Source organism: Pseudomonas sp. B28(2017) (genome assembly GCF_002113025.1).
Lineage (GTDB): Bacteria > Pseudomonadota > Gammaproteobacteria > Pseudomonadales > Pseudomonadaceae > Aquipseudomonas.
In genome coordinates this window covers 86,717-109,620 of the sequence record NZ_NEJH01000006.1, presented here as the reverse complement: position 1 = coordinate 109,620, position 22,904 = coordinate 86,717, and the positions used below count along the sequence as shown (strand labels likewise).

General features: G+C 60.4%; 13 protein-coding genes and 2 pseudogenes. 9 read left to right on the top strand and 6 right to left on the bottom strand.

Annotation, left to right across the window (positions count from 1 at the left end; genetic code table 11):
* Positions 1–9: 9 nt before the first annotated feature.
* From aceF to msrA, 4 genes are all read left to right on the top strand, one after another.
* Positions 10–1,977, top strand: coding sequence for a dihydrolipoyllysine-residue acetyltransferase (aceF, locus tag CAF65_RS17270; protein WP_085717367.1), 1,968 nt, complete (start codon positions 10–12; stop codon positions 1,975–1,977).
* Between the two features lie 298 nt (positions 1,978–2,275).
* On the top strand, positions 2,276–3,652 hold the full coding sequence (locus CAF65_RS17265) for an alkaline phosphatase (protein WP_085717366.1): 1,377 nt from the start codon (positions 2,276–2,278) through the stop codon (positions 3,650–3,652).
* Between the two features lie 231 nt (positions 3,653–3,883).
* Entirely contained in the window at positions 3,884–6,577 is a 2,694-nt protein-coding gene (locus tag CAF65_RS17260; protein ID WP_085717365.1) for a bifunctional diguanylate cyclase/phosphodiesterase, read from the top strand.
* Positions 6,578–6,640: 63 nt separating this feature from the next.
* The gene (msrA, locus tag CAF65_RS17255; protein WP_085717364.1) at positions 6,641–7,291 is read left to right on the top strand and encodes a peptide-methionine (S)-S-oxide reductase MsrA; all 651 of its coding nucleotides are present in this window, start codon (positions 6,641–6,643) and stop codon (positions 7,289–7,291) included.
* A gap of 146 nt (positions 7,292–7,437) precedes the next feature.
* On the opposite strand, the gene CAF65_RS17250 is transcribed toward msrA, so the two are convergent.
* Entirely contained in the window at positions 7,438–8,277 is an 840-nt protein-coding gene (locus CAF65_RS17250) for a 23S rRNA (adenine(2030)-N(6))-methyltransferase RlmJ (RefSeq protein WP_085717363.1), read from the bottom strand.
* Positions 8,278–8,456: 179 nt separating this feature from the next.
* Positions 8,457–9,941: a sodium/proline symporter PutP gene (putP, locus tag CAF65_RS17245; protein WP_085717362.1), complete on the bottom strand. Its 1,485-nt coding sequence runs from the start codon at positions 9,939–9,941 to the stop codon at positions 8,457–8,459.
* 462 nt (positions 9,942–10,403) lie between these two features.
* Between putP and putA the strand changes: the two genes are divergently transcribed.
* On the top strand, positions 10,404–14,354 hold the full coding sequence (gene putA / locus CAF65_RS17240) for a trifunctional transcriptional regulator/proline dehydrogenase/L-glutamate gamma-semialdehyde dehydrogenase (RefSeq protein WP_085717361.1): 3,951 nt from the start codon (positions 10,404–10,406) through the stop codon (positions 14,352–14,354).
* Positions 14,355–14,613: 259 nt separating this feature from the next.
* Positions 14,614–16,416 (top strand): acyl-CoA dehydrogenase, encoded by a 1,803-nt coding sequence (locus CAF65_RS17235; protein ID WP_085717360.1) that lies wholly within the window; start codon positions 14,614–14,616, stop codon positions 16,414–16,416.
* Between the two features lie 73 nt (positions 16,417–16,489).
* Here the strand turns inward: CAF65_RS17235 and CAF65_RS29090 are convergent, their stop codons facing one another.
* The 4 genes and pseudogenes from CAF65_RS29090 to CAF65_RS17220 form a co-directional block, all read right to left on the bottom strand.
* The gene (locus CAF65_RS29090) at positions 16,490–17,221 is read right to left on the bottom strand and encodes a methyl-accepting chemotaxis protein (RefSeq protein ID WP_371919015.1); all 732 of its coding nucleotides are present in this window, start codon (positions 17,219–17,221) and stop codon (positions 16,490–16,492) included.
* 132 nt (positions 17,222–17,353) lie between these two features.
* Positions 17,354–18,382: pseudogene (locus tag CAF65_RS29085) on the bottom strand (cache domain-containing protein); the annotation flags it as partial.
* Between the two features lie 145 nt (positions 18,383–18,527).
* A complete protein-coding gene (locus CAF65_RS17225) occupies positions 18,528–18,830 on the bottom strand; it encodes a cell division protein ZapA (protein ID WP_007981180.1) in 303 nt (100 codons plus the stop codon).
* Positions 18,827–19,057: a hypothetical protein gene (locus CAF65_RS17220; protein WP_085717358.1), complete on the bottom strand. Its 231-nt coding sequence runs from the start codon at positions 19,055–19,057 to the stop codon at positions 18,827–18,829. The genes CAF65_RS17225 and CAF65_RS17220 overlap by 4 nt, the downstream gene beginning before the upstream one ends.
* Positions 19,058–19,308: 251 nt before the next feature.
* Here CAF65_RS17220 and CAF65_RS29080 point away from each other — a divergent pair.
* From CAF65_RS29080 to CAF65_RS17210, 3 genes and pseudogenes are all read left to right on the top strand, one after another.
* Positions 19,309–20,055 (top strand): annotated as a pseudogene (locus CAF65_RS29080) (MCP four helix bundle domain-containing protein); the annotation flags it as partial.
* Between the two features lie 30 nt (positions 20,056–20,085).
* Positions 20,086–20,958, top strand: coding sequence for a methyl-accepting chemotaxis protein (locus CAF65_RS29075; RefSeq protein WP_371919014.1), 873 nt, complete (start codon positions 20,086–20,088; stop codon positions 20,956–20,958).
* Positions 20,959–21,145: 187 nt separating this feature from the next.
* Positions 21,146–22,888, top strand: coding sequence for a potassium/proton antiporter (locus CAF65_RS17210; RefSeq protein WP_085717356.1), 1,743 nt, complete (start codon positions 21,146–21,148; stop codon positions 22,886–22,888).
* Positions 22,889–22,904 lie beyond the last annotated feature (16 nt).

Below are 22,904 nucleotides of genomic sequence, written 5' to 3'. Positions count from 1 at the left end.
AGAGATTCTGTGAGCGAACTCATTCGCGTACCTGACATCGGCAGCGGTGAAGGTGAAGTAATTGAACTGTTTGTGAAGGTCGGCGACCGTATCGAAGCCGACCAGAGCATCCTGACACTGGAATCGGACAAGGCGAGCATGGAAGTGCCTGCGCCGAAGGCCGGTATCATCAAGAGCCTGAAAGTGAAGCTGGGCGATCGCCTGAAAGAAGGCGACGAACTGCTGGAGCTGGAAGTCGAAGGTGCCGCTGCCCCCGCTTCTGCACAGTCTCCTGCGACTGCCGCAGCGCCAGCAGCAAAGGCCGCAGAGAAGCCAGCCGCTGCTCCAGCTCCTGCCGCTGCGCCGGCTGCCACTTCGGTTCAGCAAGTGCACGTGCCGGACATCGGTTCGTCGGGCAAGGCCCAGATCATCGAGATCCAGGTCAAGGTCGGCGATACCGTCGCGGCTGATCAGTCGCTGATCACCCTGGAATCCGACAAGGCCAGCATGGAGATCCCATCGCCTGCCGCTGGCGTGGTCAAGGCCATCAGCGTCAAGCTCAACGACGAAGTCGGCACCGGCGACCTGATCCTGGACCTGGAAGTGGCGGGCGCTGCTGCGCCGGCTGCTGCCGCTCCTGCTCAGACTGCTGCACCTGCCGCCGCTGCTCCAGCACCTGCCGCTGCCGCCCCGGCTGCACCGGTAGCCGACAGCGTTCAGGACATCCACGTTCCGGACATCGGCTCGGCAGGCAAGGCCAAGATCATCGAAGTCCTGGTCAAGGCCGGCGACACCGTTGTCGCCGACCAGTCGCTGATCACCCTGGAATCCGACAAGGCGAGCATGGAAATCCCGTCGCCTGCCGCTGGCGTGGTGGAAAGCATTTCCATCAAGCTCGATGACGAAGTCGGTACCGGCGACCTGATACTCAAGCTGAAAGTCAAAGGCGCTGCTCCTGCTGCACCTGTTGCTGCGACCGCACCTGGCGCTGCTGCTCCGAGCGCTCCGGCCCCAGCCGCTGCAGCACCTGCCGCGGCCGCACCTGTTGCTGCCCCGGTCGCAGCCCCAGCCAAGCCGGGTGCCAAGGTTCACGCCGGCCCTGCCGTGCGTCAACTGGCCCGCGAATTCGGCGTCGAGCTGAGCGCCGTCGGCGCCAGCGGTCCGCACGGTCGCATCCTGAAAGAAGACGTGCAGGTCTACGTCAAAGCCATGATGCAGAAGGCCAAGGAAGCACCGGCCGCTGCTGGCGCAACCGGTGGCGCGGGCATCCCGCCGATTCCGGTCGTGGACTTCAGCCGTTTCGGTGAAATCGAAGAAGTGCCGATGACCCGCCTGATGCAGGTCGGCGCTGCCAACCTGCACCGCAGCTGGCTGAACGTGCCGCACGTGACGCAGTTCGACTCGGCGGATATCACCGAACTCGAAGCGTTCCGTGTTGCCCAGAAAGCCGCTGCAGAGAAGGCCGGCGTCAAGCTGACCGTCCTGCCGTTGCTGCTCAAGTCCTGCGCACACCTGCTCAAGGAACTGCCGGACTTCAACAGCTCGCTGGCACCAAGCGGCAAAGCGATCATCCGCAAGAAATACGTGAACATCGGCTTCGCCGTCGACACGCCGGATGGCCTGCTGGTACCGGTCATCAAGAACGTCGACCAGAAGAGCCTGCTGCAACTGGCGGCCGAAGCAGCTTCCCTGGCTGAAAAAGCCCGGACCAAGAAGCTCTCGTCGGACGAGATGCAAGGCGCCTGCTTCACCATTTCCAGCCTCGGCCACATTGGCGGCACCGGCTTCACGCCGATCGTCAACGCGCCGGAAGTGGCGATCCTCGGTGTCTCCAAGGCAACCATCCAGCCAGTCTGGGACGGCAAAGCCTTCCAGCCGAAACTGATGCTGCCACTGTCGCTGTCCTACGATCACCGTGTGATCAATGGCGCCGCTGCTGCACGCTTCACCAAGCGTCTGAGCGACCTGCTGGGCGACATCCGCACCATGCTCCTGTAACACCGACCGGCCCTCCTTCATCGGAGGGCCGATTGCGTTCCACGTTTCCGAGCGCCACGCTCGTACCTCAACCCCGCCAATTTGGCGGGGCTTTTTTTTGCCCTGTATTTATCAATGCAATAGTTTCTTACAGAAAATAAAAGTACACCACAACTTTAGCAGCGCAGAAGTACGACAACTAGCGCTCACAAATACTACATAAGAAAACACCATCATCCGACAGGCAACCAGCTACGCAGCTACTTAAAGTTAACTTCGTTGCGCAACACAACTAATAACTTATCGGACGGAATCGAATATGAAACTTAACACCCCGATTGTCGGCCCTATTCTTGGTCACACCACACATAACGAAGCTCGCATTATGTTGGCCGGCACAACTAGCAACACCACAGCGCTGGCGGTTATTCGTTACCGGCGAACCGGAGAACTTAAATGGTCCACCCCACACTTCTCCGAACTTCCGGCAAACGACGATACGACCGGTGTTGTGGTATTGAGCAATCTGCAACCGAGTATGAAATATACTTACCAGGCCGGCTGGTGCAGCCCCGCCAGTTCAACCAGACCGCAAGACATCTCTTTTGCATGGCCCGAGCAAGAACACACTTTCTGGACCGTCTCGGCGCAATCCGACATCAAGCGCAGCTACATAATTGGCTCATGCCGCTACCTCAACCTGACCGCGAAAGAGGCTGTGGATCCGCAACGAGGGGATCGGATCTTCAAGGTAATGGCTGATCAAAACCTTCGTACCGACGGCCTGGTGATGGTCGGCGATCAGGTTTATGCCGACGATCTTAACTTTGCCTTTCCAGACCGAAAACTTTCAGATTTTCTGCGGAAATACCGCGCGGCTTTTTCACAACCTCATATCAGGAACATAATGAGTAACACCCCCACATACATGATTCTTGATGACCATGAAATCGAAGATAACTGGCCCGCCAAGCGCGCGCCAAACGATGATGAGCTGTACGACAACGCAATGAAGGCTTATCAGCTTTATCAATGCCGCCACAGTCCAGCTTATACACTGGCACCTGACAACACTATCAATCGCAAACTTGAGCACTATTGGTATCAGTTTACTAACGGCAACCTTGAGTGGTTCGTGACTGACACTCGCACCCAACGCAATCTGTCACCTAATGATCGACGACTGATGGATCACACCCAAGAGAAAGCCCTGACCGACTGGTTGTTGACCAGCAACGCCAAAGTCAAATTCATCGTTACGTCGGTCATGTTTTACCCCGACCTGAAAAACGACGGCGGCGATGCCTGGAAGTCCTTCCCCAAGCAGCGGAACAGGCTCCTGGAGTTCATTCGCTTGAACAAGATCAAAAACGTTGTTTTCGTTTCCGGTGACGTGCACGGCTCGATGACCAGTCGATTGACCCACTCCGAGGACAAAGACTTTGTTGTGCATACCATCGTGTCTTCGCCACTGTGCAACACCACCCTGCTGCCTTATGCCAAAACGGCCGACTTCATCCTGGACAAGCCGCTGACCACCGTCGGCACTGGCAGCTACAATCTTGCCCTGACCAGCAACAAGGTCATCGGCACAGACAACTTCGCGCGCATCACCGTTGAGGGCAACCGGATCACCGTAGGTTTCTTCGATAACACCGGACAGAATCTTCAGCCGGTCACCATCCCATTGGTCTGATGGCGGCATGACTCGCCATGTGGGGCGTATTCAACATTTTCCAGCCCCCATGGCGACCGGTTTTACCCCCGTCACTCCAGAATTTCACTTCGTTGCCGACATATTCTTATAGCACTTGGCCTTCATCTCTCTTGTCAGTCGGTGTCGCAATGATGCAACCTTGCCGCAGGCAACAGTAAAGAGGGCGAGAGCCCAGCGCGTTCAGCATATTCGAAGCGAGTTTCCCTCCATATGAAAAGCCAACCCGATGCCGCCAGCCGTATGGTGGCCGAGGTAGTGACGCAGTTGCCTGTGCCCTCGCGGCTCGGCATGCTGCGTTTCGAACGGCTTAATGAACCCAGCTGGGCGCTGCTGTTTCTCGATCCCAATTGCGAGCGCCAGTTCGGCCTGCCAGCCGTGGAGCTGTGCGCGCTGGTGGGCTCGCCCTACGCCAGCCTGATGGAGCCGGAAGCGCGCTATCTACTGCACGACGCGGTCCAGCAACAGCTGACTGAAAGCACGCATTACCTGATCCGCTACACCTTGCACACCGCCTCGGGCTCCCTGAATCTGCTGGAGCTTGGCGAAGCCTACAAACAGCACAATCGCCACCTGTTGCGCGGCTACCTGCTGGTCATTGACGGCCTGTTCGAGGATGACCCGCTGCAACCGGCCCTGGACCTGGAAACCCAGAACTCGCGCCTGCAAATCGCCCTGGAACTCAATCAACGGGCCCAGCAGGAGCAACTGCTGCATCTGGACCGGGCGCGTGCCCAGCAGGACCTGATACTGCTGCTCACCCGCCAACGCTACAGCAGCAACGACTCCCTGCGCGAAGCCGCCGAGCTGATCACCCGCAGCGCCTGCGACATTTACGAAATCGACTGCGCCAGCCTGTGGCACCTCGAAGGCTCGATGCTGGTGCCGATCTCGGCCTATCACCGCACAAGACAGGAATACCTGCTGCCGCAGCCAATCGATGTCAGCGTTTTCCCCGACTACCTCGACGCCTTGCACACCGGTCGAGCCATCGACGCCCATAACGCCATGCGCGACCCGCGCACCCGGGAGATGGCCGAAAGCCTGCGCCCGCGTGACGTCAACGCGATGCTCGACGCCAGTATCCGCGTCGATGGCCAGGTAGTCGGCGTTTTGTGCCTGGAGCAAACCGGTGCAACCCGTGCCTGGCAGTCGGACGAAATAGCCTTCGCCGGCGAACTGGCGGACCAGTTTGCCCAGGTCATCAGTAACCACAACCGGCGAACCGCCACCAACGCCCTGCACTTGTTTCAGCGCGCGGTCGAACAAAGTGCCAACGCCTTTTTGCTGGTCAACTGCGATGGCGTGGTGGAGTACGTCAACCCGAGCTTCACCGCAATCACCCAGTACTCCACAGAAGAAGTGCACGGTCAGCGCCTGTCGGAACTGCCGGCCCTGGAGAACCTCAGCGAACTGCTGTTCGACGCGCCTTCGGCACTGGCCAAAAGCAACAGTTGGCAAGGCGAATTCAAGAGCCGGCGGAAAAACCTCGAACCCTACTGGGGCCAGTTGTCGATCTCCAAGGTCTACGGCGACAACCGCGAGCTGACCCACTACATCGGCATTTACGAAGACATCACCCAGACCAAACTGGCCCAGCAACGCATCGAGCGCCTGGCCTACACGGACAACCTGACCAATCTCGGCAACCGCCCGGCGTTCATCCGCAACCTCGACGAACGCTTCGCCCGGGACAGCGACGCACCGATCAGCCTGTTGCTGGTGGACATCGACAACTTCAAGCGGATCAACGACAGCCTCGGCCACCAGACCGGCGACAAACTGCTGATCAGCCTGGCCCGGCGTCTGCGCAACAGCTTGATCCCAAGCGGTAGCCTGGCACGATTCGCCAGTAACGAATTCGCCGTGTTGCTGGACAACAGCGACCTCACGGTGGGTCAGCAGGTGGCCAACCAATTACTGGCGACCCTCGACAAACCGATGTTCGTCGACAACCAGTTGATCAGCGTCACAGGCTCCGTGGGCCTGGCCTGCGCGCCGCTGCACGGACGCGACCCGCAAACCCTGATGCGCAACGCCGGGCTGGCGCTGCACAAGGCCAAGGCCAATGGCAAACACCAGGTGCAAGTGTTCACCGAAGCGCTGAACGCTGAGGCCAGCTACAAGCTGTTCGTCGAAAACAACCTGCGCCGCGCCCTGACCCAGAACGAACTCGACGTGTTCTACCAGCCCAAGTTGTGCCTGCGCAGCGGGCGCCTGCTGGGGATGGAAGCACTGCTGCGCTGGGATCATCCGGAAAAGGGTATGATCCGCCCGGATCAGTTCATCAGCGTCGCCGAAGAAACCGGGCTGATCATTCCGATCGGCAAATGGATCGCCCGCCAGGCCTGCCGCATGAGCAAAGCGCTGACCGTCGCCGGACTGGGCAACCTGCAGGTGGCGATCAACCTGTCGCCCAAACAGTTCTCCGATCCGGACCTGGTGGCTTCCATCGCCAACATTCTCAAGGAAGAAGCCCTGCCCGCTCATTTGCTGGAACTGGAGCTGACCGAAGGCCTGCTGCTGGAAGCCACCGAAGACACCCACTTGCAGCTCGACCAGCTCAAGCGCCTGGGCCTGACCCTGGCCATGGACGACTTCGGCACCGGTTACTCGTCGCTCAGTTACTTGAAAAAATTCCCCATCGACATCATTAAGATCGATCGAAGCTTCATCCACGAAATCCCGGACAACCAGGACGACATGGAAATCACCTCCGCGGTGATCGCCATGGCCCACAACCTGAAACTCAAGGTCGTGGCTGAAGGCATCGAAACTGCCGAACAGTTGTCATTCCTGCGCCGTCACCGCTGCGACGTCGGCCAGGGCTACCTGTTCGACCGTCCGATCCCGGGCAACGAGCTGATCGAAAAGCTCAAGCGCTACCCGCGTGGTCCAATCGCCTGACAGCGATCCAACTCTCGGGCAAACTGCTTGTCTGTCTAATTATCCTGACTGAGAGGACTGATCATGGTTCTGCGCTCGGAAATTCTGGTGAACAAAAACGTGCTCCCTACTAAAGAACAAGCTCTGCCTGGCCGCGAAACCCCGATGAACCTGCCCGAGAAGCACTTTGTCTTCAAGGACACCCCACTACTGGGTCCATTCTTCGAGGACGTCGAGTTCGCGATCTTCGGCCTGGGCTGTTTCTGGGGTGCGGAACGCCGCTTCTGGCAGCGCGAAGGCGTGGTCAGCACGGTGGTGGGTTACGCCGGTGGCTTCACGCCGAACCCGACCTACGAAGAAGTCTGCTCGGGCCTGACCGGCCACGCCGAAGTGGTGCTGGTGGTGTACGACAAGGCGAAAGTCAGCTACCAGGAGCTGCTGGCGATGTTCTGGGAACTGCACAATCCGACTCAGGGCATGCGCCAGGGCAACGACATCGGCACCCAGTACCGTTCGGTGATCTACGCCACTTCGCCTGAACAACTGGACGCCGCGCTCAAGAGCAAACAAGCGTACCAGGCTGAGCTGTCCAAGGCCGGTCTCGGTGAAATCAGCACCGAAATCGAACAGGCCCCGACCGTCTATTTTGCCGAGGCCTATCACCAGCAGTATCTGGCGAAGAATCCGGAAGGGTATTGCGGAATTGGCGGCACAGGCGTGACCTGCCCTATCTAGCTACTGACTGCAGGAGCGAGCTCGCTCGCGAAAAACCAAAGTGCGCCACTGGGCATCCGGTTTTACGCGGTATCGTTAACGACCTTCGCGAGTGAGCTCGCTCCCACACAATGATGGCGTCCAACCGGACGCCACTGATGCACAGATCAACTCTCAGCGATCAACCAATCCATCCGCCATCCACCCTGGGTCTGTCCAAGTTTCTCGGACAACCACGGCAGCAGCTCACGCAACTCTTCCTCCAGCCCCCACGGCGGGTTGGCAATCGCCAGGCCGGAACCGTTCAGGCTGTTCGGCGTATCCAATGGATGCACCAGCAACTCCACCCGCAACAACTTCGGCGCACCGGTGCCAGCCAGGTCCTGATAGAAACGCCGCAGAGCGCGCTGATCCTTCACCGGGTACCAGATCGCCGCCACGGTCTGGCGCATCCGGCCAATCGCTTCCTTCAACGACGCGGCACAACGCTGCATCTCGTCGAGCTTCTCGAACGGCGGATCGATCAACATCACCGCACGCTTCTCCGGCACCGGCAGCAAGGCCCGCGACACATGCCAGCCCTCGCCCAGGTGAACCTTGACTCGACGGTCGCCAGCCATGTTGCCCTTGAGCAACAGGCCGTCTTCCGGGTGCTTCTCGTTGAGCAACACTCGGTCTTGCGGACGAGTCAGGCGCCGCGCCAGTTCCGGCGACCCCGGGTAATAGCGCAACTGGCCATCCGGGTTCATCTCGTGCAGCACCTGCATGTAATCGGCAGTCAGGAGCGGCAGATCCGGCTGATCCCACAAACGCGCAATGCCTTCCAGGTACTCGCCGGTGCGACTCGCCTGATCGCCCTGCAGGTCATACAGACCAATACCGGCGTGGGTGTCGAGATAGGCAAACGGCTGCTCCTTGCGCGACATCAGGGCGATGAGGCGGGTCAAGGTCAGGTGTTTGAACACATCGGCGTGATTGCCGGCGTGGAAGGCGTGACGATAATTCATGGCTGCTCCTGCGAAGGCCGGGAAGTTTACCTTTTACCGGCCGGCAAGTCAGGGGTTGGCGGCTGAGCGGGTGAACCGCGAAAAACACTGCAGTGAAAATGCAAAAAAATGGCCCGCGTCCAAAAGGATGCGGGCCATTTTCATTCAAGCCTTCGGGTCAGCGCATGCGCGCATCCCCATCACTTGTTCAAACGGTAATCGCTTTCGGCGGCAGCAAAACGCTGGAACATACCGGCAGTCGGCGTGCCCATTTTGCTGACGAGGTAGATCGCCAGGCTGGCGAAGATGAAGCCAGGGATGATTTCGTACAGGCCCAGCAGTTCGAAGTGTTTCCACACGATCACGGTGATCGCGCCGACCAGGATGCCGGCCAGTGCGCCGTTGCGGGTCATGTCTTTCCAGATCACGGAGATCAGCACCACCGGACCGAACGCGGCACCGAAACCGGCCCAGGCGTAGCTGACCAGACCCAGCACGCGGTTTTCCGGGTTGGCGGCCAACGCGATAGCAACCAGGGCAACCAGCAGCACCATGGCACGACCGACCCAGACCAGCTCCAGCTGGGAAGCCGATTTACGCAGGAAGGTTTTGTAGAAGTCTTCGGTCAGTGCGCTCGAGCACACCAGCAGCTGGCAGCTCAGGGTGCTCATGACGGCAGCCAGAATGGCCGACAGCAGGACACCGGCAATCCAGGGATTGAACAGGATCTTCGCCAGTTCGATGAACACGCGCTCGTGGTTCTCACTCACTGGCATGGCAACGGCCGGGTTGGCCGAGAAGTAAGCGATACCGAAGAAACCTACTGCGACGGTGCCGCCCAGGCACAGGATCATCCAGGTCATGGAGATGCGACGAGCATTGGCAATCGACTTGACCGAATCCGCCGCCATGAAACGCGCCAGGATGTGCGGTTGACCGAAGTAGCCCAGGCCCCAGCCCATCAGCGAGATGATGCCGACGAAGGTTGTGCCCTTGAGCATGTCGAAGTTGGCTGGATCTTGCGCCTCGATCGCCAGGAAAGTGGTATCGACGCCACCGGTGGCCAGCAGCACGATGATCGGCGTCAGGATCAGGGCGAAGATCATCAGGGTGGCTTGTACGGTGTCAGTCCAGCTCACCGCCAGGAAACCGCCGACGAAGGTGTAGGCAATCGTCGCCGCAGCGCCGGCCCACAGCGCCGTCTCGTAGGACATGCCGAAGGTGCTTTCGAACAGACGGGCACCGGCCACGATGCCGGAGGCACAGTAGATGGTGAAGAACACCAGGATCACGACGGCGGAGATGATCCGCAGCAGGCCGCTTTTGTCTTCGAAACGGCTGGCGAAGTAGTCCGGCAAGGTCAGGGCATCACCGTTGTGCTCGGTCTGTACGCGCAGGCGGCCGGCGACGAACAGCCAGTTCAGGTAGGCACCGACGATCAGGCCGATGGCAATCCAGCTTTCGGAAAGACCGGACATGTAGATAGCGCCTGGCAGGCCCATCAACAGCCAGCCGCTCATGTCGGACGCACCGGCAGACAGCGCGGTAACGACGCTGCCCAGGCTACGACCGCCAAGAATGTAGTCGGAAAGGTTGTTGGTGGAGCGATAGGCCATGAAACCGATCAGCACCATTGCAGCGATGTAGATCACGAATGTGATCAGGGTTGGATTCGTTACGCTCATTAAGTGACGCCCTGGCTTTGTTTTTATGTAGCAGCGGCTGTTGAACCCCTCGCAAACGCTGACGTTTGACAGACGATTCGAGACGCCGCGCATTTATGACTGATGTTTCCCCAGGAAAGCCATCAGCCGGCACACCTGTCTTCTCGACGGGTTGCACCTTGGGGCGCGAATGCTATGCAACAAAGCAAATAAGGTGCAACCCATTTTTTGGGAATCAGTTGCACCTATATGCTTTACCCGTATCCAAATGTTTTTTTGCTCCCTTTTAGCGCAGTCCAGAGGCTTTACTAGAAGTAAAAGCCTCAAGCAGCAGAAGCACGCCCGTACCAGAATTCAATTCCCGACGAGGCGCCGATTTTTCCTGCAAAAAAAGGGTTGCACCCGGTTGCACCTCGACAATTGCACGGCTAATCTTGCCGCCAGCTGATGCCACGCCGTCGTGGCAAACATGAGGATAAAAACATGGCTACCACCACCCTTGGGGTCAAACTCGACGACCCGACCCGCGAACGCCTCAAGGCCGCCGCGACTTCGATTGATCGCACGCCGCACTGGCTGATCAAGCAGGCAATCTTCAATTACCTGGAAAAACTCGAGGGTGGTGCAACCCTGACCGAGCTGAGCGGTTTGTCCAAGGATTCCGACGACACCGTCGATGCGCCTCTGGATCACGCCCACCAGTGCTTCCTCGAATTCGCCGAAAGCATCCTGCCGCAATCGGTACTGCGCGCCTCGATCACTGCCGCCTACCGTCGTCCTGAGCCGGAAGTGGTACCGATGCTGATCGAGCAGGCACGCCTGCCGGCACCGATGGCTGAAGCCACCAACAAACTCGCCGCTTCGATTGCCGAAAAACTGCGTAACCAGAAGAGTGCTGGCGGTCGTGCCGGCATCGTTCAGGGCCTGCTGCAGGAATTCTCCCTGTCGTCCCAGGAAGGCGTGGCACTGATGTGCCTGGCCGAAGCGCTACTGCGTATCCCGGACAAAGGCACCCGCGACGCGCTGATCCGCGACAAGATCAGCACCGGCAACTGGCAGCCGCACCTGGGCAACAGCCCGTCGCTGTTCGTCAACGCTGCCACTTGGGGTCTGCTGCTTACCGGCAAGCTTGTGTCTACGCACAATGAGGCCGGCCTGACCTCGTCCCTGAGCCGCATCATCGGCAAGAGCGGCGAGCCGATGATCCGCAAGGGCGTCGACATGGCCATGCGCCTGATGGGCGAGCAGTTCGTCACCGGCGAAACCATCGCCGAAGCCCTGGCCAACGCCAGCAAATTCGAAACCAAGGGCTTCCGCTATTCCTACGACATGCTGGGTGAAGCCGCACTCACCGAGCATGACGCGCAGAAGTACCTGGCCTCGTACGAACAAGCCATCCACTCGATCGGCAAAGCTTCCCACGGTCGCGGGATTTATGAAGGCCCGGGCATTTCGATCAAGCTGTCCGCCCTGCACCCACGCTACAGCCGCGCTCAGTACGAGCGCGTGATGGATGAGCTGTACCCGCGCCTGCTGTCGCTGACCCTGCTGGCCAAGCAATACGACATCGGCCTGAACATCGACGCCGAAGAAGCCGACCGCCTCGAGCTGTCGCTGGATCTGCTGGAGCGCCTGTGCTTCGAACCGCAACTGACCGGCTGGAACGGTATCGGGTTTGTGATCCAGGCTTACCAGAAGCGTTGCCCGTACGTGATCGACTACGTGATCGACCTGGCTCGCCGCAGCCGTCACCGCCTGATGATCCGCCTGGTGAAAGGCGCGTACTGGGACAGCGAAATCAAGCGCGCCCAGGTCGAAGGCCTGGAAGGCTACCCGGTCTACACCCGCAAGGTGTACACCGACGTGTCCTACATCGCTTGCGCCCGCAAGCTGCTGTCGGTACCGGAAGTCATCTACCCGCAGTTCGCCACGCACAACGCCCACACCCTGTCGGCCATTTACCACATCGCCGGTCAGAACTATTACCCGGGCCAGTACGAGTTCCAGTGCCTGCACGGCATGGGTGAACCTCTGTACGAACAAGTTGTAGGCAAGGTATCCGAAGGCAAGCTGAACCGTCCGTGCCGCGTGTACGCTCCAGTCGGCACCCACGAAACCCTGCTGGCCTACCTGGTTCGTCGTCTGCTGGAAAACGGCGCGAACACTTCGTTCGTCAACCGTATCGCCGACCAGTCGATTTCGATTCAGGAACTGGTGGCCGACCCGGTGGCGAGCATCGAACAGATGGCGACCGTGGAAGGTGGTTTCGGCCTGCCGCACCCGCGCATTCCACTGCCGCGTGACCTGTATGGCTCCGAGCGCGCCAACTCCAGCGGCATCGACATGGCCAACGAACATCGTCTGGCATCCCTGTCCTGCGCGCTTCTCGCTACCGCACACAACCACTGGAAAGCGGCGCCGATACTCGGCTGCGCATCCAGCAACGAAGCCCCGGCCCCAGTGTTGAACCCGTCCGACCTGCGTGACGTGGTCGGCCATGTACAGGAAGCGACCGTCGAAGACGTCGACAATGCGATCCAGTGCGCCCTGAACGCTGCACCGATCTGGCAGGCCACGCCGCCCGCCGAACGCGCCGCGATCCTGGAGCGTGCCGCCGACCTGATGGAAGCCGAGATCCAGCCGCTGATGGGCCTGCTGGCTCGCGAAGCCGGCAAGACCTTCGCCAACGCCATTGCTGAAGTGCGCGAGGCCGTGGACTTCCTGCGTTACTACGCAGTGCAGGCACGCAACGATTTCACCAATGACGCCCACCGTCCGCTGGGCCCGGTGGTGTGCATCAGCCCATGGAACTTCCCGCTGGCGATCTTCAGTGGCCAGGTGGCTGCCGCACTGGCTGCCGGTAACCCGGTATTGGCCAAGCCTGCGGAACAAACGCCGCTGGTGGCCGCTCAAGCCGTGCGCCTGCTGCTCGAAGCCGGGATTCCGGAAGGCGTGCTGCAACTGCTGCCGGGCCGTGGCGAAACCGTCGGTGCCGGCCTGGTCGGCGACGAACGCGTCAAAGGCGTGATGTTCACCGGTTCCACCGAAGTCGCACGCTTGCTGCAACGCAACATCGCCGGCCGCCTGGACAGCCAGGGTCGTCCGATCCCGCTGATCGCCGAAACCGGTGGCCAGAACGCAATGATTGTCGACTCTTCGGCTCTGACCGAACAGGTGGTGATCGACGTGGTGTCCTCGGCGTTCGACAGCGCCGGCCAGCGTTGCTCGGCCCTGCGCGTCTTGTGCCTGCAGGAAGATTCCGCCGACCGCGTCATCGAAATGCTCAAGGGCGCCATGGCCGAAAGCCGTCTCGGCAACCCGGAGCGCCTGTCCGTGGACATCGGCCCGGTGATCGACGCTGAAGCGAAAGCCGGCATCGAGAAACACATCCAGGCCATGCGCGACAAAGGTCGCAGCGTGTACCAGGTGGCCATCGCCGATGCCGAAGAGGTCAAACGCGGTACCTTCGTGATGCCGACGCTGATCGAACTGGAAAGCTTCGACGAGTTGCAGCGGGAGATCTTCGGCCCGGTGCTGCACGTGGTTCGCTACAAGCGCAAAGACATCGATCAACTGATCGGCCAGATCAACGCTTCCGGCTACGGCCTGACCCTGGGCGTGCACACCCGCATCGACGAAACCATCGCCAAGGTGATCGACACCGTCAACGCCGGTAACGTCTACGTCAACCGCAACATCGTCGGTGCCGTGGTCGGCGTGCAGCCATTCGGCGGCGAAGGCCTGTCGGGGACCGGCCCGAAAGCCGGTGGCCCACTGTACCTGTACCGCCTGCTGTCGACGCGCCCTGCGGATGCGATCGAACAATCCTTCGCTCGCGGCGATGCCGCCGCAGCGCCGGACGTTCGTCTGCGCGACGCCATGAGCAAGCCGTTGACTGCCCTGAAAGCCTGGGCCGACAACAACAAGTTCGCCGACCTGAGCACCCTGTGCGTGCAGTTCGCCGCACAATCGCAAAGCGGTATCACCCGCGTTCTGGCTGGCCCGACCGGCGAGCGCAACAGTTACGCAATCCTGCCACGGGAACACGTGCTGTGCCTGACGGAAGTCGAAGGCGACCTGTTGACCCAACTGGCAGCAGTACTGGCGGTAGGCGGTTCGGCGGTATGGCCGGAATCCGACACCAACAAGGCGCTGTTCGCACGCCTGCCGAAGGACATTCAGGCGCGCATCAAGCTGGTTTCCGACTGGAACAAGGACGATGTGGTATTTGATGCGGTTCTGCATCACGGCCATTCCGACCAGTTGCGTGCGGTTTGCCAGCAAGTTGCCAAACGTACCGGTGCGATCGTTGGCGTGCAGGGTCTGTCGCAAGGCGAAACCAGCATTGCGCTGGAGCGCCTGGTGATCGAACGTGCGTTGAGCGTCAACACGGCGGCGGCGGGTGGTAATGCCAGCTTGATGACGATCGGTTAAACCGCAACAAGACCGGGCAACCGCAATGGCTGTCCGGTTTGCAATACCCCCTGTGGGAGCGAGCCTGCTCGCGATAGCGGTCTGTCAGTCACATCTGTTTTGGATGTGCCGCCGTCATCGCGAGCAAGCTCGCTCCCACAGTTGTTTTGTGGTACCTGCTAAGTCGGTGCTCTGCCCCACCATCACGCTCATCAATCATCCTGTTCAGCCTTTATCCCCACGCCTAGACTCGGCCCATTCCAATAAAAGGTAGGCCGCCATGTCCGAGACGTTGCTCAGTTCCCGCAATCTGGCTTTCGAGCTGTATGAAGTCCTTGATGCCGAGGGCCTGACCCAGCGTGAGCGTTTCGCCGAGCACAACCGTGAAACCTTCGATGCAGCCATCGGTACCGCCCGCAACATCGCCGAGAGGTTCTTCGCCCCGCACAACCGCAAGGGCGACGAAAACGAGCCGCGCTATGAAAACGGTCAGGCGATTCTGATTCCGGAAGTGAAACCGGCGGTGGATGCCTTCCTCGAAGCCGGCTTCCTCAATGCTGCGCGCAGTTTCGAGGCGGGTGGCATGCAGCTTCCTACGCTGCTCTCCCAGGCCTGCTTTGCCCACTTTCAATCGGCCAACGCCGCATCGACGTCCTATCCGTTCCTGACCATGGGCGCGGCAAACCTGATCGAAAGCTTCGGTACCGATGAGCAGAAGCGCCGCTTCCTGCAACCGATGATCGACGGCCGTTTCTTCGGCACCATGGCCCTGACCGAACCGCACGCGGGCTCGTCGCTGTCGGATATTCGTACCCGTGCCGAGCCGGCGCCTGACGGCACTTATCGCCTCAAGGGCAACAAGATCTTCATTTCCGGCGGCGATCATCCGCTGTCGGAAAACATCGTGCACATGGTGCTGGCCAAGCTGCCGGATGCACCGGCCGGGGTGAAGGGTATTTCGCTGTTCATCGTGCCCAAGTTCCTGGTCAACGACGACGGCAGCCTGGGCAAGCGCAATGACGTGCTGCTGGCCGGGCTGTTCCACAAGATGGGCTGGCGTGGCACCACGTCCACCGCGCTGAATTTCGGCGATAACGGCGAGTGCGTCGGCTATCTGGTGGGCAAGCCGCACCACGGCTTGAGCTACATGTTCCAGATGATGAACGAGGCGCGCATTGGCGTCGGCATGGGCGCGGTGATGCTCGGTTACGCCGGCTATCTGTACTCGCTGGAATACGCCCGCGAGCGTCCGCAGGGGCGCGTGCCGGACAGCAAGGACCCGAACACTGCACCGGTGGCAATCATTCAGCACGCCGACGTCAAACGCATGCTGCTGACGCAAAAGGCCTACGTCGAAGGCTCGTTCGACCTCGGTCTGTACGCGGCGCGGCTGTTCGATGACACCACGACGCTAGAGACCGAAGCCGAACGCAAACAGGCCCATGAACTGCTGGACCTGCTGACGCCGATCGTCAAATCCTGGCCATCGGAGTTCTGCCTGAAAGCCAACGAACTGGCGATCCAGATTCTCGGCGGCCACGGCTACACCCGCGAATACCCGGTGGAGCAGTACTACCGCGACAACCGCCTGAACCCGATCCACGAAGGCACCCACGGCATACAGTCGCTGGACCTGCTGGGCCGCAAACTGGCGCAGAACGGTGGTGCGGGGCTCAAGCAACTGATCCGCCTGATCGCCGACACCGCCGAGCGCGCGCAAGCCCATGAATCGCTGACCGCGCTGCGTGAACCGCTGGAGAAACTGGTGGCGCGCCTGCAAACCGCGACCATTGGCCTGCTGACGGACCTGGCTCAGGGCAAGGTCAACAGCAGCCTGGCGAACTCGGCGCTGTACCTGAAGGTGTTTGGGCACACGGTCATTGGCTGGCGCTGGCTGGAACAGGCCATTCGGGCCGAGGAAGGCCTGGCCAAGGGCAATGCGGCGGATGTGAGCTTCTATAAAGGCAAATTGCAGGCGGCTCGCTACTTCCTGACGTGGGAGGTGCCGGGTTGCCACCATGAGCTGGCGATTCTTGAAGCTCGGGATGATGCTTGCCTGGGCATGCAGGATGAGTGGTTCTGACCAAATTCTTGTGGCATGGCTGAAATCCAATCGCGGGCAAGCCCGCGATGGCGTCAGTACAGCCAACACAGCTTCAGCCCAACCGAAACCCACCCATCTGCCGCGCCAGATCATCCGCCAACCGTTGCAACGTCTGGCAATCATCCCGACAGGCCCTGACCTCCCCCGCCGTCGCCCGCGCGAGATCGGAGATGCCCTGCACGTTGCGGTTGATCTCCTCGGTCACCGCCGACTGCTCTTCGGTCGCCGTCGCCACCTGATGATTCATGTCACTGATGCGTTCCACCTGACCGGTAATCGCCGTCAACGACGCGCCAGTCCTCTGGCTCGACTCCACACCGGTACCCGTGGCCGCTTGCCCGGTATGCATCGACGACACGGCGTTCTCGGCACCCTGCTTGAGGCTGCCGATCATCTGCTGGATTTCATCGGTGGACGATTGCGTACGCCGCGCCAGGGTGCGCACTTCATCGGCCACCACGGCAAACCCGCGCCCCATGTCCCCCGCCCGCGCCGCTTCGATGGCGGCGTTGAGCGCCAGCAGGTTGGTCTGCTCGGAAATCCCGCGAATCACCGCCAGCACCTGATCGATGGACGCCACCTGATGGGCCAGCTCACCCACCGCAGTGGCCGCTAAGCCGATTTCCCGGGACATGCTTTCAATGTGGCGGATCGAACCACCCACCACCTCCCGCGCCTGCATCGCTTCGTCACGGGCGGTCTGTGAAACGAATGCCGCGTTGCCGGCGTTCTGCGCGATGTCCTGCACCGTCAGGCCCATTTCATGTACCGCGGTGGCGACCATGTCGGTCATTTCCTGCTGGCGTCCGGAACGTTCGGCGGTGTTGTCCACCACCCGCGCCACCTGCCCGACAGCAGTGCGCAGGTGTTCGCTGGTGGTCAGTACTTCACCGATCATGTCGCGCTGACTGTCGAGGAACCGATTGAAACCGCGAGCCAGATCGCCCAGCTCATCGGCGCGACTGGAATCTAACCGCTGGGTCAAATCTCCACCACCGCTACCAATGGCAACCAGTGCCGCTGTTACCTGACGAATCGGCCGTACCAACCCACGGGCCAGCAGCACCACCAGCAACAGGCACACAATCGCCACCGCCAGGCCGATACCGCTGCTGATCCACATGGCGCGCCGGGCTTCAGCGTAGATCTGCGATTGCGGCACTTCGGCCACCAGTGTCCAGCCGAGATCGCGCAATGGCAGGCTCAACGCGAGGAAGTCTTCGCCGTCACGCAGGAAGCCGCTACTGGTGGCAACTTTTTGACTGATCACCGCTTGTGCCGCCGTAGCACCAATTTGCTCGGCCAAAGTGCGCTTACCACTGAATTGCGCCTCGGGATGGACCTGGATCAAACCGTCGGAACGCACGAGATAGACCTTGCCGCGCTCACCGAAGCTGAAATTGTGGATCAGCTCCGACAGCTCTTTCATGCTCAGGCCCAGCCCGGCAACGCCCACGACTTTACCGGCCTGCTCGACTTTCAGGTCGATGAACAGCGCCAATTCTCCGGTGGCTGTGTCGTTGTCGATATTGAGGGTGCGCGGCTGGTTGCTGTCGAGGAACGCATAGAACCAGGCATCCTTCGGGTTGGAACGACTGAGCGTACGGTCCAGGCCTTTTTCGGTGAAGTAATGGTTCGACGCGGTGCCGACAATCAGCGCGGTAAAGGCCTTGTGCTCGGCGCGAATGCCTTCGAGGTAGGTGGTAAACGTACCGACCCGGGCACTGTCTTCACCCCCGGCCAGCCAGTCGCGCACCATGCTGTTGCTGGCGATGTCCTTGGCGGCAGTGAGGGGTTGGACGAGGATGCGTTCGATGTCGTTGCGCATCGCTTCGATGCTCGAAGGCAGGGCTTGTTCGACCAGATAGCGCTGGGCGAGGCGGTTGACCACCAAGGTATAAATGCCAACCACGATCAGAATGCTGATCAGCAGGGCGGTGCCCATGCTCAGGATCAACTGCCATTGAATACTGCGTCGCCAGAACTGCATGGAGCACCCCCAAAGAATAAGAGGCTGAAACACTGCAACAGCCGTGCCGATTGTATACAAACCAATCGACAATCTATTCTTTGGTTGTGCGCAAAGCCGATCAGGCCTGATTGATCGTCTTGGAAATCACTTCAACCGTGGCGCTGACTTGCTCTTGGTAACGGTCGAGTTCGAGCTTGTGCTGCTTCTGCATTTCGATCTGTTGCGAGCACAGGTTCATCGCGGCCAGCACCAGCAGTCGGTCACCGATCAGCGTCGGGTACTTCCTCTTGGTTTCGGCCAGGGCTGCCTTCAACATCATCGCGGCGTCCAACAGGGTCTGTTCTTCCCCGGCCGGTGCCTTGATCGAATAGTCCTCTCCCAGGATCGAGACGACTTTTACCCCTGCGGCGTTGTAACTCATGCGCTGACAGGACCTGCGCTGACACGCTCAACCAGAGCCTGAATGCGAGCAGCCGTGGCGCCTTGCTTCTCTTCCTGCTCCATCAGGCTCAATTGCAGGCTTTCGTTTTCATCCTTGGCCTGGGCCAGTTCTGCAGTCAGGGCCTGGTTGGTACCGAGCAACGTCTGGTTCTGTTGCACCAGGTCACTGACCAGTTGTTCCAATTGGCTTAGGGATGCTTCCAACATTTTGATTTTCCGGGCTTTTTCAAAGGGCGCGTACGATAAAGAAAAGTCACCGTGGATGCCAGGGTTATACAGGCGCAAAGCCTTGATTCTGCTGACGGGCGACCTTCCTCGCGAGTTTTAAAGACTGCGATTGGCCAATCTGGTTCCTGCACTTCGTCGCCACAAGGTGCAACCGGCTGAAACAGGTCGAGCTCAAGACTTCAGTCCGGCAACCGATAAGTCATTCATACAGCAGCCTCAGCCCCGCACGGATGCGCTCTTTCCCGGTAAACGCCATGTCCCTTCGTAACATGAATATCGCCCCTCGGGCGTTCCTCAGCTTTGCCCTGATCGGCGGTTTGATGATGATTCTGGGAGTGTTTGCCTTGAATCAGATGAGCAAGATCCGTGGCGCGGCCGAGAACATCACCAACAACAGTGTGCCGAGCATCAAGAGCCTGGACGAGTTCACCCAGCTCACCTTGCGCCTGCGCGTGTTGTCCTACCGCTTGCTGGTGAACCGCGAGCCTGACGTGCAGCAAAAAACCATGGAACTGCTGGAGATGCGCAACCAGCAGATTCGCACCGCCCAGGCGACCTACGAAAAGCTGATCGCCAGCCCGCAGGAACGTGCGGCCTACGATCAATACGTGCAGTTGCTGGGTCAGTACCGCCAGATCGAAGACCGGATGAAAACCTTGTCGCGCAACAATCAGGTCGATGAACTGCGCAGCTTGCTCAACACCGATTTGCTCAATAACTCCGAAGCGATCAACCTGGTGTTGAACAAACTGCTGGAGATCAACACCCGGCAGAGCCACGACACCAACCAGCAGGCGGCAGATCAATACGATTCGGCGTTCAACCTGGTGATCACCTTATTGGTGATCGCCACCGCCCTGACACTGCTGTTCGCCTGGTTGCTGACCAACAGCATCACCCAACCGATCGCCAATGCCCTGAGCGCAGCCGAACAAATTGCCGAAGGCAACCTGACGTGCCCGATCACGGTCGACGGCCAGGACGAGGCCGGCCGCTTGCTGCTGGCGATGTCGAAGATGCAGGACAAACTGCGCGACACCCTGCAACGGATTTCCGGCTCCGCCACTCAGCTGGCTTCTGCCGCCGAAGAACTCAACAGCGTCACCGACGAAAGCGCCCGTGGCCTGACCCGGCAGAACAACGAAATCGAACAGGCTGCCACTGCGGTCAACGAAATGACCAGCGCCGTGGAAGAAGTCGCGCGCAATGCGGTCAGCACGTCCGAGGCGTCGAAGAACGCCACCACTTCTGCCGGCGACGGCCGTGATCTGGTACAGGAAACCGTCAGCGCCATCGAGCGCATGAGCGCCGACGTGCAGAGTACCGCGAACCTGATCGGCGACCTGGCCAACGAGTCCCGCGACATCGGCAAGGTGCTGGATGTGATCCGTGGCCTGGCCGACCAGACCAACCTGCTGGCCTTGAACGCCGCCATCGAGGCCGCACGCGCCGGTGAGGCCGGCCGTGGTTTCGCGGTAGTGGCCGACGAAGTGCGCGCCCTGGCCCATCGTACCCAGCAGTCGACCAGCGAAATCGAGCGCATGATTGGCAGCATCCAGAGCGGTACCGAGCACGCGGTGGATTCGATGCGCAACAGCACCGAACGCGCCGAATCGACCCTGAATATTGCCCGTGGTGCCGGGATATCGCTGGACACCATCAACAGCGCCATCGTCGAAATCAACGAACGCAACCTGGTGATCGCCAGCGCCGCCGAAGAACAGGCGCAGGTGGCCCGCGAAGTGGATCGCAACCTGGTGAACATTCGCGATCTGTCGGTGCAGTCGGCCACCGGGGCGAATCAGACAAGTGCGGCGAGCAACGAGCTGTCGCGCCTGGCGGTGGACCTGAACACCCTGGTTGGGCGGTTCAGCCTGTAACCGCCAACACCGCCCCCTGTGGGAGCTGGCAAGCCAGCTCCCACAGGGGATCGGGTGTATCGGAAGGCTGTGTTTTTTTATCTGCAAAAGCTTTTTGACAGCATCACATTTCAACAGGTTAGAATCGCTGGCACGCGGACTGCATGGTCAGTTTGTGCCCGCCTTTCAGCTTTCTGGAGTACTGCCTTTGAATGCGACGACCATCAACAGCCTGTTCTTGATCGGCGCGTTGCTGGTAGGTGCGAGCATTCTGGTGAGCTCACTCTCATCGCGCCTCGGTATCCCGATCCTCGTGATTATCCTGGCCGTCGGCATGGCGGCCGGCGTCGATGGCGGCGGCATTATTTTCGACAACTACCCCACGGCTTATCTGGTCGGCAACCTCGCGCTGGCAGTCATCCTGCTCGACGGCGGCCTGCGCACCCGGGTATCGAGTTTCCGCGTGGCGTTATGGCCGGCATTGTCTCTCGCTACCGTCGGGGTGCTGATTACCACCGGGCTGACCGGCATGGCCGCCGCATGGCTGTTCAACCTTAACCTGATCCAGGGCCTGCTGATCGGCGCCATTGTCGGCTCCACCGACGCCGCTGCGGTGTTCTCGCTATTGGGCGGCAAAGGCCTGAACGAACGGGTTACCGCCAGCCTTGAAATCGAGTCCGGCAGCAACGACCCGATGGCGGTGTTCCTTACCGTCACCCTGATCGACATGCTCGCCAGCGGCCAGACCGGCCTGCACTGGAGCCTGCTGACCCACCTGATCCGCGAGTTCGGCATCGGAAGCGTCATCGGCCTGGGCGGTGGCTGGCTGATGCTGCAACTGGTCAACCGCATCAACCTGGCCACCGGCCTGTATCCGATTCTGGTCATCGCCGGTGGCCTGGTGGTGTTTGCCCTGACCAACGCCCTGCACGGCAGCGGCTTCCTCGCGGTTTACCTGTGTGGATTGATGATCGGCAACCGTCCGGTGCGCAGCCGCCACGGCATCCTGCACATGCTCGACGGCATGGCCTGGCTGGCGCAGATCGGCATGTTCCTGGTGCTGGGGCTGCTGGTGACGCCTCACGACCTGCTGCCTATTGCCTTGCCGGCACTGGCACTGGCACTGTGGATGATTCTGTTTGCCCGGCCACTATCGGTACTGGTTGGCCTGCTGCCGTTCAAAGCGTTCCATGGTCGCGAGAAAGCGTTCATTTCCTGGGTCGGTTTGCGCGGCGCGGTCCCGATCATTCTGGCGGTGTTCCCGCTGATGGCCGGCCTGCCCAACGCCCAGCTGTACTTCAACCTCGCGTTCTTTATCGTGCTGGTGTCGCTGCTGGTTCAGGGCACGAGCCTGCCGTGGGTCGCCAAGCTGTTGAAAGTGACGGTGCCCCCGGAGCCTGCACCCATCTCCCGCTCGGCCCTGGAAGTGCACGTCACCAGCGAATGGGAGCTGTTCGTTTATCGCCTCGGCGCGGAAAAATGGTGCATCGGCTCGCACCTTCGTGAACTGAAAATGCCCGAAGGCACCCGTATCGCTGCCCTGTTTCGTGGCGAGCAACTGCTCCATCCGTCGGGTAGTACGGTGCTGGAAGTCGATGATTTGCTGTGTGTCATCGGCCATGAACACAACCTGCCGGCCCTCGGAAAACTCTTCAGCCAGGCGCCACAACGGGGCCTCGATCTACGTTTCTTCGGTGACTTCGTACTGGAAGGAGACGCCCAGTTGGCCGCGGTTGCGGCCCTGTATGGGCTGAAGGTCGAAGGCATCGATCCGGACATGTCCCTGGGCCGCTTCATTGCCCAGAAAGTCGGCGGCGCACCGGTGGTGGGTGACCAGGTGGAATGGAACAACACCATCTGGACCGTGGCGGTCATGGACGGGAACAAGATCGGCAAAGTGGGCGTCAGATTCCCCGAAGGAAGTCGCCCGGGTCCCGGCCTCTTCCTCTAAACTGCTTCCACTATCA

Bases quoted from the DNA above. Each gene is read 5' to 3' on its own strand.
- msrA (WP_085717364.1), top strand. From the start codon at position 6,641: ATGGTTCTGCGCTCGGAAATTCTGGTGAACAAAAACGTGCTCCCTACT.
- CAF65_RS17260 (WP_085717365.1), top strand. From the start codon at position 3,884: ATGAAAAGCCAACCCGATGCCGCCAGCCGTATGGTGGCCGAGGTAGTG.
- CAF65_RS17235 (WP_085717360.1), top strand. From the start codon at position 14,614: ATGTCCGAGACGTTGCTCAGTTCCCGCAATCTGGCTTTCGAGCTGTAT.
- putA (WP_085717361.1), top strand. From the start codon at position 10,404: ATGGCTACCACCACCCTTGGGGTCAAACTCGACGACCCGACCCGCGAA.
- CAF65_RS29075 (WP_371919014.1), top strand. From the start codon at position 20,086: ATGTCGAAGATGCAGGACAAACTGCGCGACACCCTGCAACGGATTTCC.
- putP (WP_085717362.1), bottom strand. From the start codon at position 9,941: ATGAGCGTAACGAATCCAACCCTGATCACATTCGTGATCTACATCGCT.
- CAF65_RS17225 (WP_007981180.1), bottom strand. From the start codon at position 18,830: ATGAGTTACAACGCCGCAGGGGTAAAAGTCGTCTCGATCCTGGGAGAG.
- CAF65_RS17220 (WP_085717358.1), bottom strand. From the start codon at position 19,057: ATGTTGGAAGCATCCCTAAGCCAATTGGAACAACTGGTCAGTGACCTG.
- CAF65_RS17265 (WP_085717366.1), top strand. From the start codon at position 2,276: ATGAAACTTAACACCCCGATTGTCGGCCCTATTCTTGGTCACACCACA.
- CAF65_RS29090 (WP_371919015.1), bottom strand. From the start codon at position 17,221: ATGGTCGCCACCGCGGTACATGAAATGGGCCTGACGGTGCAGGACATC.
- CAF65_RS17250 (WP_085717363.1), bottom strand. From the start codon at position 8,277: ATGAATTATCGTCACGCCTTCCACGCCGGCAATCACGCCGATGTGTTC.